Source organism: Mesorhizobium sp. M0601 (assembly GCF_040320845.1).
Lineage (GTDB): Bacteria > Pseudomonadota > Alphaproteobacteria > Rhizobiales > Rhizobiaceae > Mesorhizobium.
Window position 1 is genome coordinate 46,520 of record NZ_JAMYQK010000019.1, and the last position, 13,730, is coordinate 60,249.

A 13,730-nucleotide genomic window follows, 5' to 3' on the forward strand; every position below is an offset into this window, starting at 1 on the left:
CGGTGCACGACATCGGGCTCGCCACCTTTCGCGTGGTTTGTCTCGCCATCCCGGAAAGAGAATTGATTCCATCGGGGCGTCCGTTGCTCTAGTCTGGCAAACGCGAATTTTGGAAGGTTTGCGACAATGCTGCTCAAGGATGAAGTTGGAATGCTGCAACGCGTTCCCTTGTTCTCTGCCATCGAGCCGACAAAGCTCAAGCTGCTTGCGTTCACATCCGATCGTGTGAGCTACAGCGCCGGCCAGATCCTTTTCCGGCAGGGCGACGAGGGAGACGCCGCCTATGTCATCCTTTCAGGCAGAGCGGATATTCTTGTCGATTCCGACAGCGGACCGATAAAAGTTGCCGAACTGGAGCCAAATTCGATCGTTGGCGAGATCGCCATATTGTGCAACAGCTCCCGCACTGCCACCGTCAGAGCGGCAAGTCCGCTGGAAGCCCTGAGAATCCGCAAGGATCATTTCCTGAGGCTTATGAGGGAGTTCCCGGAAATGACCATCGAGATATTGCGGGTTCTTGCCGATCGCCTAAGCCATACGACCGCGGATCTGATCGACGCACGAAGCGCCAAATAACGAAGGACGTGCGCTCGATCCTCGCCGTCGTGACGGCACTGTCCTCTCGCTGAGAAGATCACCCGGAGAAAGCCTGTCTGTCTCGCCTAGCAGCAGTTGTTTGGATATGATGGGCGAAGGGGTAGCATGGACGACAACGTTTTCCTGGTCAGGTTTTGGGGTGTCCGCGGCAGCATTTCGGTATCAGGCCCAGAATTCTCTCGCTATGGCGGCAACTCAATCTGCGTCGAGATGCGATGCGGTAAGCACACGCTTCTGTTCGACGCAGGCTCTGGCCTACGGCCTGCCGGCGCGGCGCTTCAGGCGTTGGGCGTGACCGATTTCGACCTGCTTTTCACCCATTGCCATTACGATCACATCATCGGGCTGCCGTCTTTTGCGCCGATCTATGATCGGGGCGCCAAGGTTACGCTTTGGTCCGGGCATCTTGCAGGACACATGACGACCCGGCAGATGGTCGATGTGTTCATGCGGCCGCCGTGGTTTCCGGTGAAACTGGAGGCCTGCAAGGCAAGCCTCGACTATCGCGATTTCGTATCCGGAGACGTGCTTCGCCCGCGCGAAGGGGTGGTGGTCCGAACCGGCAGTCTTATGCATCCGGGCGGCTGCATAGGCTACCGGGTCGAATGGGGTGGCGGCGTCGTGGCGGTGATCACAGACACTGAGCACGACCCGGACAAACTCGATCAGACGGTGCTCGGCCTGATCGAAGATGCCGACCTTGTCATCTACGATTGCACCTACACCGAGGAGGAAATGGAACGCCGCCGCGGTTACGGGCACTCGACGTGGCAACAGGGCGTCAAACTCTGTGAGGCGGCAGGTGCGCGGAGGCTTGCGCTGTTTCACCACGATCCGACACGCACCGACAAGGAACTGGACAAGATCCAGAAACTGGCCAAGTACAGGTTTACCGGCGCTTTTGCCGCGCGGGATGGCCAGACGCTCAACATTCCAGTCTCATTGCGCAAAAAGCGCTGAGCTATTTTCCTCTATCTCTTTGTCTTGACGCAATTCCGGACGGAAACCGTTCACACTTTCCTGGAATTGTTCCACCGGCGCTGCGCCCGATCAATGTCCTGATCGGAAGCCATGCGCAGGCTTCAGTCTTTGCGGTGACTGTGAACAGCCGTTCGAGGAAGAGCCAGGCCGATTCATCATGTACGAGATGGTGGGTGAGCAGGCCCACCGGTTCGCCCCCATCGAATGCATGCTGCAATTGCGCGATGATAGCCTGAACCAATAGGCCATGATCGCGGCAGCCGCGCGTGCCATGCCAATCCATGATGTCGACATTGCTGTTGATGACCGCAAGTGAAGCCGGCGTTGGCGGCCCATAGACCGACAATGCCGAAAATCCTATCGATCCAAGGTCGGATACCAAGCCGGCGTCGATCCTGTTCCAGGGTGGCACCAGCATCGGAACGGCACGTGCGCCGTGCAGGCCGGTTACGTGCGCCAGCCCGCGAGCCAGATCATCGAGCACCGCCTCGCGTGGCCGATGCGCGCCGAGCTCCTGCTTCTTCTGGCCCTCGGGCGCATGATTTCGGTGCGCCCAGCCATGGATGGCGACCGTGGCATGCGGCGCCTCGTCAAGCCGAACGACAAGCTTCTCGTCAGTCAGGGCGGGAATGACGGCCAGAGTCACCGGAACCGCGAATTCACCGGTGAGGTCGAGCAACCGATCAAGCGCAGGCGTCGGATCCACGGCGTCATCGTCGCGCAGCCAGAACTCTGCCTTACGGTCCGCCCGTTGCCGGCTCGCCAGTTCCTCCACCAAGGGTTGCCAGATCTGATCGGATGTCATGAGACCGGGATCTTTGCAAGAAGTTCGGCCAGACGCGCCGCCGCAGCACCGATAGAACGTTCTTCGAGGATGAAACGTCTGGCTTCTGCGGCCATGATGGATCTTTCGTCGTTACGGGCCAGAAGCCTTTCAATGGCAGAAGCGAACGCCGCCACATCGCCCGGCGGGGTGAGAAACCCGGTCTGGCCATCCCGCACGACCTCCGGCACGCCGGCGATGTCCTGAGCCACAACCGGAAGGCCGGCGGCCTGTGCTTCAAGATAGGCAACGCCATAGGCCTCGCCGAAACCCGGCCAGACGTAAATTCCCCCACTGTAGAGGACATCCGGCACGGCGGCTGGCTCAATCGCGCCAAGCCATTTGATACGGTCGGCGGGCAAGCTGGCGAATTGCGCTTTGATCTCCTCGCGGGCAGGTCCGTCCCCGACGACCGACATCGTCCAGGGCAGGTGACCGATCGAACCGAGCGCCTGCGCCAGCATGCCATAGCTTTCGACTTTGTCGCCCGGGCGCATCATGGCGACCGTAACGAGGCGCGACGGACAACCCCGTGCCGGCGTTTCCCGGAATGGCGATGTGTCGATGAAGGGCGAAAGCATGCCGAAAGCGGCGTCGGGTACCGCATCTGCCAGTCCCTGACGATCCCTTTGCGTGAAGCAGATGTTCAGCGCCGCCTGTTCGACGGCTCGCGCCACCAACGCTTGCGTATCGGCCCACAAACCGGTGTTGCGCCGCCTCGAATAGGAGGCTTCCGCTGTCACATAGGGGACACCAAAGGCCAACGCCAGTTCGGGCCCGATCAGGTCGGGTGCCTTGTAATAGGGATGATAGGTGAACCACAGATCGGGCTTGCCGTCACGATCCCAAAGCCTTGCCAGCCGCGCGGCTTCCTCCCGGGCCTCGATCTTGAGCGCATCGAAACTTTTCGAATCCGGTTCGCGTAGATAAAAGCGCAATTCGGATGCCAATTCGACGCTATGCCTTCCATGCTCCAGTGCCTTGACCAGCATCCGTGCCATCTGGCGGTCGCCGGAGGCAACGGGATGATTGGGCGACTTCAGCGGCGCATAGAAGGCAATTCGCATCGCCGGACCCTATCATCGGAAAGCCTGCGCAAGTCAATTTCGAAGCATGATCGACTTCACCCTCAAGCACTGGAATGTGCTATCTGATGCTCATGGAAACAGCTGCCGCGTCCGATCCGTTTGTTGCTTCTCTGCCGGTCTTCGCAAAGTTCGAAAGCGTTGCCGATATCGATAACTATCGGCCTCTCCCCGATGGCTGGGCGCTGGCCACCGCAGACATCGTCGGCTCGACCAAGGCGATCGAGGCGGGGCGCTATAAAACCGTCAATATGGCCGGTGCCAGCGTCATTTCGGCGCTGCTCAATGCGCTGGGTAGGCAAGATCTTCCCTTTGTCTTCGGCGGCGACGGTGCGCTCGTGGCGTTTCCCGGCTCGGCGCTGGAGATCACCCGCAACGCGCTGGCGGCTGTCCAGAGATGGGTGGCGGACGAACTGGACCTGACCTTGCGTGCCGCAATCGTGCCGATAAAGGATATAAGAGCGCAAGGCCTCGACGTTCGCGTGGCGAGATTCCAGGCCTCCGATGCGGTCTTCTATGCCATGTTCGCCGGAGGTGGCGGCAGTTGGGCGGAAGCCGAGATGAAAGCGGGGCGCTACCGCATCGATCCTGCGCCGGCCGGCGCGCGGCCGGACCTGACCGGCCTCTCGTGTCGCTGGAACCCGATCGAAGCCCGGCATGGCGAAATCGTCTCGATCATAGCCATACCGGGGGCGTCGCGCGACTTGCGCGGTTTTCAGTTTCTGGTTTCCGACATCATCGCCCTTGCCGGCAGGCAGGAACGCGATGGCCACCCGGTGCCGGTGAACGGGCCGGACTACAGTTTGCTGCCCGCCGGCCTCGATATCGAGGCGCGGGCCACGGCGCCGGCAGGACGGCGGTGGCTGTCGAAGCTGTGGATAGTGTTCCTGATGACGCTTACGGCTGTTACGGATAGATATGGCTGGACGATCGGCAGATTCGATCCGAAGATCTACAAACGCGAAGTGGCCAGCAATTCGGATTTCCGGAAGTTCGACGATGGCTTGAAGATGACCATCGACGTTGACGCGGATGTGTTGCAACGGATCGAGGACCGGCTGAAACAGGCGGAAGAGGCGGGCATCTGCAACTATGGCCTGCACCGCCAGAAATCGGCCTTGATGACATGCCTCGTCGCATCGCCGCTGCAGCGCGATCACGTTCATTTCATCGATGGCGCCGCCGGCGGCTATGCGATGGCTGCCGCAAGCCTTAAGGCGAAGGTGCCGGTCTGACGCTTGCGGACATCGATTTTCCGCAATATGCCTCGGGGCTCTTGTGAGCGGTGAACCTCACCATGGAAGCGGACGGCCTGTCCGAATTAACAGAAAGCAGATTGTTGGACGCCTCACGATCGATATATGACCGTCTTCTGACCCGGATTTCGACGCGCGCCGCGCAAGTCGGCGTGATCGGACTGGGCTATGTCGGGTTGCCGTTGGCGGTTGCGATCGCACGCGCCGGCTTCCCGGTTTCCGGCTTCGACATCGAAGGCCAGAAGGTCGAGAGCCTGAACAACGGACAATCCTACATCGAGGCGGTGACGTCGACAGCTCTTGCCGGCCAGGTGGCAAGCGGACGGTTCCGCGCCACTGCGGATTTTGCCGAACTGGCCGTCTGCGATGTCATCATCATCTGCGTTCCGACACCACTGACGAAACACCGCGAGCCGGATCTCTCCTTTGTCAGGAACACCGCAGGCACCATCGCGAAGCATCTGCGTCTCGGCCAGCTGATCGTGCTGGAATCGACCACCTATCCCGGCACCACCGACGACGTGATCAAGCCCATCCTGGAAAAAACCGGCTTGCAGTCGAGAATAGATTTCTTCCTCGGCTTCTCGCCCGAACGCGAGGATCCCGGCAACCGCAGCTTTGAAGTCGCGACGATCCCCAAGGTCGTGGCAGGTGACGGCATTGAAGCGGCGACGCTCGTGCAGGCTTTCTACCATGGCGTGGTCAAGACCGTCGTTCCGGTTTCCACCACGGCGACCGCCGAGGCGGTCAAGCTGACGGAAAACATCTTCCGCTCGGTCAACGTAGCCCTCGTCAACGAGTTGAAGATCGTGCTCGGTGCGATGGGAATCGACATCTGGGAGGTGATCGAGGCGGCAAAGACCAAGCCCTTCGGCTACATGCCTTTCTATCCCGGCCCTGGACTTGGCGGGCACTGCGTTCCGATCGATCCCTTCTACCTGACGTGGAAGGCTCGCGAATACGAACTGCCGACCCGCTTCATCGAGCTGGCGGCAGAGATCAACACGGCCATGCCGCGTCATGTGGTCGATGAACTGGCGAAGGCGCTGGACCGGCGCTGCGGCAAGGCGCTCAGCCGCTCGCGCATTCTCATCATCGGGCTCGCCTATAAGAAGAATGTGCCCGACATCCGCGAAAGCCCCTCATTGCGGCTCATTGAACTCATCGAGGAATGGGGCGGCAAGACGGAATTCCACGATCCGCATGTTACCGAAATCCCGGCCACACGGGAGCATATGGCGATCAAGGGGCGTCGCTCGGTCGAATTGACCGAGGCGGCCTTGAAGGATTTCGACGCTGTCGTCGTTGCAACCGACCACGACGCGATCGACTATCAGGCGATCGCGGATCACGCTCTACTGATCGTCGACACACGCAATGTTTTTGGCCGCCTCGGGCTAGCCCGAGAGACGGTGGTGAAGGCCTGACGGCGTCCGAGCCGGCGAATTTGTGGCAGATCAGGGAGATTTCGAGATAGCATGAGCACAGCGCAAGCAGAAATTTCTGCCATTCTCATGGATAAGGTTGCCGATTGGCTGACCCAATCGGCGTTGGCGGGCAACGACCTGGAAACATTGGTAAGGGGCTTTTGTGAACGGCTGGCTGCTGCCGGCCTGCCGTTGAAGCGGGTGCATTTGAGCTTTTCGATGCTTCATCCGCTTTATGACGCGCTCGGCTTCACCTGGCTCCGCGGCCAGGGCCTGGAAGTGGAAGGCTTCCGCAAGGAGAACGGCGTTCATTCCGACAGATTCCTGACCAGCCCATACTACCATCTGCTTAGCCATAAGCTCGACCATCTGCGGCGCCGGCTCGACCCGTCGGTGCCGTCGGAATTTCCTGTTTTCGATGACCTCAAGCTGATGGGCGTCACCGATTACATGGCTTTTGTCCATCCCTTCAGCGGCAACACCAGTCAGGGCATGATCGGGTCTTGGTCCACCGACAGTGCTGCAGGCTTCAGCGACAGCATGATTTCGGCGCTGCTGCGTATCCAGAACCATCTCGCTATCGCAACCAAGATGGCGGTGCTCACCAAGCTTGCCGACAACATGATGACCACTTATCTCGGCGGCGACGCCGGCAGGCGCGTGCTCGAAGGCCAGATCAAGCGCGGCGAGGGTGATACAATCCGGGCGGCACTGGTCATGGGCGACATGCGCGGGTCGTCAAGACTTGCCGAAACCTCCGGCCGCGAAGTCTATATCGATACGCTGAACCAGTTTTTCGACGCCGCTGCTGCACCGTTCAATCGCAAGGGCGGGCAGATCATGAGTTTCATAGGTGATGGCTTCATTGCCGTCTACCCTTGCGCAAGGCACCGTTCACAGTCCGAGATCGCCTGCCAGGCTGCTCTTGCGGCAGCGCACAAGGCCACCGCGCGCATGATGGATCTCAATCTGCGCAGAAAGCAGCAGGGATTGAGCGACATAAACTATGGTATCGGCCTGCATGTCGGCAATGTGATGTTCGGCAATGTCGGGCTTACCGACCGGCTCACATTCTCTGTCTTCGGCTCGGCTGTAAACGAGGTCCAGCGCCTCCAGACCCTGACCAAGAAATATCCGCACAGCGTTCTCGCCAGCAAAGACTTCGCCAGCTATTGCGGCGCCAACAACTGGCTGGCGCTCGGCATGGAGGAACTGGCGGGCATCAGGCAGAAGCTAACGGTGCTTTCACCCGATTTGTCGGGTGCTCTCGCACTCGATGAAGACGGTGCGCTGGAGCCGATTTACGACCGCATATCGGACGCCGAGCAGGTCATGCTGCTTCATCGCAATGCCGCGCGGCCGTCCGCGGGCGACCCGAGGAAGCTCCAGTAACCGCCACGATCTGATCCGAACGCGTTTGGTATGCAGTCCGGTCGCCGGTTCCGCCAGGGAACTGGCGACTGTTCGAATCCAAGTTGCTCTAGGCTGGCAATGCGTTAGTCTCGCCTTCTGGACGTGCCAGAGTGGGGGCTGGTGTGAGAATGAATTTGGGCGTTGATCTGCTGCGGATCGAGGATGTTGGCATCTCTTTTGCCATTATAGGGGGACCGTTGCATGCTGTCAGGCGTGCAAATCTTCGCGTCCTGCCCGGCAAGGTTACCGCGCTTGTGGGCGAGTCCGGTTCCGGAAAATCGGTTCTCAGCCAGGCAGTGATGGGCATTTTGCCGAACACAGCCCATGTTCGCGGCCGTATCCTGTTTTCCGATCCAAAAAAGCCCGGTACGACGCAGGATATCCTGCAGATGCCGCGTGACGGAACCGAAATCCGGGCGTTGAGAGGCAGCCGCATCGGCAAGATATTTCAGGAGCCGATGACATCGCTGTCGCCGCTGCATACGATCGGCAACCAGGTCAGCGAATCCCTGCAGATTCATACGCCCATGGCCCGGGTGGAGCGCAAGGCGCGGACCGAGGAAATGCTCGGCCTTGTCGGCTTTCCCAACCCCAAGCGCGCCTATGACATGTATCCCTTTGAACTTTCGGGAGGATTGCGTCAACGCGCCATGATCGCCATGGCGCTTATCTGCCGGCCCGCCCTGTTGATCGCCGACGAGCCGACGACGGCGTTGGACGTGACCATCCAGGCGCAAATCCTGCAATTGCTGCGCGAGCTTCAGACGAAGCTGAACATGGCGATGCTGCTGATCACGCACGACCTTGGCGTAGTCGCCAATGTCGCCGACGAGGTGGTGGTCATGTACCATGGCGAAATCATGGAAGCGGGACCCGTGGAGGCGATATTCCGCCGGCCGGGCCACCCTTACCTGAAGGGCCTGATGGCAGCCGTTCCGCATTTCGACCTGAAGCCCGGCGAAAGGCTAAAGGCGCTCCGCGAGGTGCCGGTGAATGTCGGGAACCTGCTCGGCAAGCAGACGGCGCCGGCATCGAAGGGGCCGAACGACCTCCTGCTATCGGTCAGCGATCTGACAAAGACCTTCACGATCCGCAAGTCCGGATGGTTCGGCGGAGATCATCAAACCTCTGTTCGCGCCGTGGACGGCGTGAGCTTTGATATCAGGCGGGGTGAGTGCCTGGGTCTTGTCGGCGAAAGCGGCTCCGGCAAAACCACCGTCAGCAAGATCCTCATGCGGGCTGTCACCCCTACCGGCGGCTCTGTGATCTTCAATGGCCGCGATGGTCCGATCGACGTCTTGGAAGCCGAGGGAGACGCCCTGCGCATGCTGCGCGCGAAAATCCAGATGGTATTCCAGGATCCGGTTTCGTCGCTTTCACCCCGCATGACGGTGGAGAACATTTTGAGCGAGCCGCTGGAAATCCATCGACGTGGCAATGCCGCGTCCCGACTCGCCACGGTCAAGAGCCTGATGCAGGCAATCGGGCTCGACCCGCGCTTCATAAAGCGTTATCCGCATAGTTTCTCCGGCGGGCAGCGTCAGCGTATCGGCATCGCGCGCGCGTTGGCGCTGGGACCTGAACTCCTGATCTGCGACGAGCCGGTTTCGGCACTCGACGTCTCTGTCCAGGCGCAGATCCTGAACCTTCTTAAGGACCTGCAGAAGGAACTGGGCCTGACCTACCTGTTCATTTCCCACAACCTGGCGGTGGTGGACTACATGGCAGACCGCATCGCGGTGATGTGCGGCGGGCGTATCGTCGAGCTCGCGCCGCGCGAAATTCTGCTTAGGAAACCTATCCACCCCTACACGCGCTCACTGGTCGCCGCAGTTCCTTTCCCCGATCTCGACAGGCCGATGGATTTCAAGACGCTGAAGCTCAGCGGCGCTTCCGACACCAGCGCATGGGGACCGCAATTCCGCGACGAGGGCGACGAGGATATGCTGTCGCCGCTCGATCTTGGCGGCGGCCACCTGGTGCTGGCCCGACGTTCGGCCGATGTCAGCGAGCTACGCCATTGATCAGCCGGCGCACCGTCCTTGGACTCATGGCTTCGGCATTTCTGCCGGGCGCGTTGCGCGCCGGCGATCTGGAGCCGGAATTTCTTGAGCCGCAGCTGAAGGCCAGAGCGCTGCCGGCACTCGCCGAACGCCTGCCCAAGCGCCCTCGCGCGTTGAATCTCGCCGCGATGGGCCGGCAGCCCGGCCAATATGGCGGCACGCTGCGCACGATCATCGGCAGCCAGAAAGACATCCGGATGATGACAATCTACGGGTACGCTCGCCTGGTCGGCTATGACGAAAAGCTTAACCTGCAAGCCGACATTCTCGAAAGTTTCGATGTAGCGGATGATCGTGTCTTCACTTTCAAGATACGAGAAGGACATAAATGGTCTGACGGTAGCCTGCTGACGTCGGAGGATTTTCGCTATTGCTGGGAAGATGTCTGGCTTAACGATGAGCTTTCGCAAGGCGGGCTCGCCCCGGCCCTGCTGGCGGACGGCAAGCCGCCACGCTTCGAGATCGTCGATCCGTTGACGGTCCGCTATAGTTGGGATGCGCCCAATCCCGACTTCCTGCCCAAGCTCGCCGCTGCTTCGCCCCTATCGCTTGTTCTGCCGGCCGCCTATCTCAAGCAGTTCCACAAGAAATACCAAGATCCATTCCGGCTCGCCGGCCTAATGAAGGAGAACCGGGCCCAGAAATGGACGCTCTTGCATATCCGCATGTCGCGGCAGTATCGCCCGGAGAACCCGGAACTGCCGACGCTCGATCCCTGGCAGAACCGGACCAAGCCGCCGGCTGAGCAGTTCGTCTTCGAGCGGAACCCGTTCTTTCATCGAATAGACGAGAATGGCCGGCAACTGCCTTATGTCGACCGGATTGTCATGAATGTCAGCTCGTCGGCGATCATTTCCGCCAAGACCGGTGCGGGCGAGAGCGACCTGCAAGGCATGGGAATTGACTTCACCGATTACTCCTTCCTGAAGGATGCGGAGAAGCGCTACCCGGTGAAGATGCATCTCTGGAAACGCACACAAGGTTCGCGGCTGGCGCTGCTGCCCAATCTGAATTGTGCCGACCAGGTGTGGCGTGGCCTTTTTCGTGACGTGCGCGTGCGCCGCGCACTTTCGCTCGCTGTGGACAGGCGCGAGATCAATTTGGCTGTGTTCTACGGATTGGCGCAGGAAAGTGCCGATACGGTCCTGCCGGAGAGCCCGCTCTACCGGCCGGAATTCGCGAAAGCCTGGGTCGCCCATGATCCCGACCAGGCCAATGCCCTGCTCGACGAGGTCGGGCTTCAGGCGCGTGACGATGACGGCCTGCGGATACTCCCCGACGGACGCCCGGCGCAGCTCGTAGTGGAAACGGCCGGCGAAAGCACGCTGGAAACGGACGCGCTCGAGCTCATCACCGATCACTGGCGCAAGATCGGCATCGCCCTGTTCATCCGGACTTCGCAGCGCGACATCTTCCGCAGCCGCGCGCTTGGTGGCCAGATCATGATGTCGATGTGGTCGGGCATCGACAATGGCGTGCCGACCGCCGACATGAACCCCTACCAACTCGCCCCCACCGTCGATGACCAGCTGCAATGGCCGCTCTGGGGTGCTCACTACTTGTCCCGTGGCAAGGTCGGCGAAGCGCCCGATCTTCCGCCCGTGGTCGAGTTGATGGCTTTACTCAAGCGCTGGAACGCATCGACCGAAGCCACGGAGCGCGCCGAGATCTGGAATTCAATGCTGTCGATCTATACCGATCAGGTGTTTTCGATCGGCACGGTAAACGGAACGCATCAGCCGATTCTGGCATCCTCGCGGCTGCGCAATCTGCCTGACAAGGCGCTCTACGGCTACGACCCGACCGCCTATTTCGGTGTCTATATGCCGGATACATTCTGGCTTGGAGAGTCCTGAGCGTGCTTCGATATTTTGTCTGGCGTATCGCCGTGATGGTTCCAACGCTGCTGGTCATATCGGCACTGGTGTTCACGATCATCGAACTTCCCCCAGGCGACTATTTCGACAGTTATGTTGCCGAGCTTCGGGCTCAGGGCGAAGCGGTGGATTCCGATCGCATCGAGATGATGCGCAAGGAATATGGTTTCGACAAGCCACCGGTCATTCGCTACTTCTACTGGGTCGGCGGGATGCTGCACGGCGATTTCGGCTATTCCTTCGAATATGAGCTGCCGGTTCGCGACGTCGTCGGGGACCGAATGTGGCTGACGGTGCTGGTTTCGTTCGTCACGATCATCTTTACCTGGCTCATCGCCTTTCCGATCGGCATGTACTCCGCCACGCATCAATACAGCTGGGGCGACTACGGCCTGACTTTCTTCGGCCTTCTCGGCCTTGCGATTCCGAACTTCATGCTGGCGCTGATCCTGATGTATTTCGCCAACATCTGGTTCGGAACGTCTATCGGCCATCTCATGGACCAGCAATATCTCGGCGAGCCGATGAGCTGGGCCAAGGCGAAATCGATCCTCGCCCATCTCTGGATTCCGGTCTTGATCATCGGCACCGGGGGCACGGCAAGCATGATCCGGCGGCTGCGCGCCAATCTGCTCGATGAGCTACATAAGCAATATGTCGTGACCGCGCACGCCAAAGGCCTTCATCCCTTCAGGGCGCTGGTCAAATATCCGCTGCGCATGGCGCTCAATTTCTTCATTTCGGATATCGGCTCTATCCTGCCGGCCATCATCTCCGGTGCCGAAATCACGGCGATCGTGCTGTCTTTGGAAACGACCGGGCCGATGCTGATCAAGGCGCTGCAAAGCCAGGACATGTATCTCGCAGGGTCGTTCCTGATGTTCCTCGCCTTCCTGACGGTCATCGGCGTCCTGATTTCCGACCTGGCGCTGGCGCTACTTGATCCGCGAATTCGTTTGCAAGGCGGCAGCACCAAATGAACACGCAATCGCCGCTGCCCGCTCCGGGTGCCCCACTGCAACACTACGTTTCCATCGAGCCCTTTGACCTGCAGTCGGTCGAGGCGATGACGCCGGAGCAGGAGAAGGTCTTTCAGGCGTCGCAGTTGCGGCTGATGTGGTGGAAATTCCGTCGGCACCGGCTTGCCCTTGTATCCGGCATATTCCTGGCAGCGCTTTATTTCGGGATACTGATCTGCGAGTTCCTGGCGCCCTACGATCTGCACACGCGCAACATGGACTACATCTATTCGCCGCCGCAGCGGGTGCACCTGTTCCACAACGGCGAGTTCGTCGGGCCGTTCGTCTATGGCCGCCAGATGACGCTGGATATGGACACGCTCAAGCGGAACTACATCGAGAACCAGGATGATGTTCAGCGGATCCGTTTCTTCTGCAAGGGCGATAAGTACCGGTTCTGGGGCCTGATCGAAGGTGACAGGCATTTTGTCTGCCCCGCCGAAAACGGCCAGCTCTTTCTGGCCGGCACTGACAGGCTGGGGCGCGATGTGCTCTCGCGCATCATCTATGGCGCCCGCATTTCACTGACAATCGGCCTCGTCGGCATCAGTTTCAGCTTCCTGCTCGGCATTGTCATCGGCGGACTGGCCGGCTATCACGGCGGTATCTTCGACCTGATCGTCCAACGGATAATCGAAGTTCTGCAATCGATCCCCAGCATTCCGCTATGGCTGGCTCTGGCGGCGATCATGCCGATAACCTGGAGTCCGATCCTGATCTATTTCGGCATCACCGTCATCCTCGGGCTGCTCGACTGGACCGGACTGGCGCGGGCCGTGCGTTCAAAGCTTCTAGCTTTGCGCGAGGAGGATTACGTTCTGGCCGCGCAATTGATGGGCGCCAGAAGCAGCCGCATTATCGGGCGGCATCTCATTCCCGGCTTCATGTCGCATCTGATCGCGACGGCGACGATCTCCATACCCGGCATGATCCTGGGCGAGACGGCGCTGAGCTTCCTCGGGCTCGGCCTGAGGGCACCGATAACGAGCTGGGGCATCCTGCTCACCGAGGCGCGCAGCGTCAGCGTTATCGCGTTCTATCCATGGCTGCTTTTGCCGATGCTCCCCGTCGTTCTCGTCATCTTGGCGTTCAACTTCCTCGGCGACGGGTTGCGGGACGCCGCGGACCCCTACAAGTGAGATCGCTATTCCGCCGCGCGCAGCGCCGCCGACTCCACCCGGTATGATCC

At 60.2% G+C, this 13,730-nt stretch carries 11 protein-coding genes; 9 read left to right on the forward strand and 2 right to left on the reverse strand.

Annotation, left to right across the window (positions count from 1 at the left end):
* Positions 1-126: 126 nt before the first annotated feature.
* Positions 127-576 (forward strand): cyclic nucleotide-binding domain-containing protein, encoded by a 450-nt coding sequence (locus tag NKI41_RS18320; RefSeq protein ID WP_023675957.1) that lies wholly within the window; start codon positions 127-129, stop codon positions 574-576.
* A 126-nt stretch (positions 577-702) separates the two neighbouring features.
* Positions 703-1,557 carry an MBL fold metallo-hydrolase gene (locus tag NKI41_RS18325; protein ID WP_352684400.1) on the forward strand — a complete coding sequence of 285 codons (855 nt, stop codon included), beginning with the start codon at positions 703-705 and terminating at the stop codon, positions 1,555-1,557.
* Between the two features lies 1 nt (position 1,558).
* Here NKI41_RS18325 and NKI41_RS18330 read toward each other — a convergent pair whose 3' ends face one another.
* Both NKI41_RS18330 and NKI41_RS18335 read right to left on the reverse strand, forming a co-directional pair.
* The gene (locus tag NKI41_RS18330) at positions 1,559-2,383 is read right to left on the reverse strand and encodes a polysaccharide deacetylase family protein (RefSeq protein WP_352684403.1); all 825 of its coding nucleotides are present in this window, start codon (positions 2,381-2,383) and stop codon (positions 1,559-1,561) included.
* Entirely contained in the window at positions 2,380-3,468 is a 1,089-nt protein-coding gene (locus NKI41_RS18335) for a glycosyltransferase family 4 protein (protein ID WP_352684405.1), read from the reverse strand. The genes NKI41_RS18330 and NKI41_RS18335 overlap by 4 nt, the downstream gene beginning before the upstream one ends.
* A gap of 74 nt (positions 3,469-3,542) precedes the next feature.
* Here NKI41_RS18335 and NKI41_RS18340 point away from each other — a divergent pair, with 74 nt between their 5' ends.
* From NKI41_RS18340 to NKI41_RS18370, 7 genes are all read left to right on the forward strand, one after another.
* Entirely contained in the window at positions 3,543-4,721 is a 1,179-nt protein-coding gene (locus tag NKI41_RS18340; RefSeq protein ID WP_352541934.1) for a DUF3095 domain-containing protein, read from the forward strand.
* 104 nt (positions 4,722-4,825) lie between these two features.
* Positions 4,826-6,169: a nucleotide sugar dehydrogenase gene (locus tag NKI41_RS18345; protein WP_352684407.1), complete on the forward strand. Its 1,344-nt coding sequence runs from the start codon at positions 4,826-4,828 to the stop codon at positions 6,167-6,169.
* A gap of 51 nt (positions 6,170-6,220) precedes the next feature.
* Entirely contained in the window at positions 6,221-7,561 is a 1,341-nt protein-coding gene (locus NKI41_RS18350; protein WP_352684409.1) for an adenylate/guanylate cyclase domain-containing protein, read from the forward strand.
* Positions 7,562-7,710: 149 nt separating this feature from the next.
* On the forward strand, positions 7,711-9,606 hold the full coding sequence (locus tag NKI41_RS18355) for an ABC transporter ATP-binding protein (protein WP_352684411.1): 1,896 nt from the start codon (positions 7,711-7,713) through the stop codon (positions 9,604-9,606).
* Positions 9,603-11,501, forward strand: coding sequence for an ABC transporter substrate-binding protein (locus NKI41_RS18360; protein WP_352684413.1), 1,899 nt, complete (start codon positions 9,603-9,605; stop codon positions 11,499-11,501). Before NKI41_RS18355 ends, NKI41_RS18360 begins: the two co-directional genes overlap by 4 nt.
* 2 nt (positions 11,502-11,503) lie before the next feature.
* Positions 11,504-12,502 (forward strand): ABC transporter permease, encoded by a 999-nt coding sequence (locus NKI41_RS18365; protein ID WP_023675966.1) that lies wholly within the window; start codon positions 11,504-11,506, stop codon positions 12,500-12,502.
* Complete coding sequence (locus tag NKI41_RS18370) at positions 12,499-13,680, forward strand: ABC transporter permease (RefSeq protein WP_352470886.1); 1,182 nt, start codon at positions 12,499-12,501, stop codon at positions 13,678-13,680. The genes NKI41_RS18365 and NKI41_RS18370 overlap by 4 nt, the downstream gene beginning before the upstream one ends.
* Positions 13,681-13,730 lie beyond the last annotated feature (50 nt).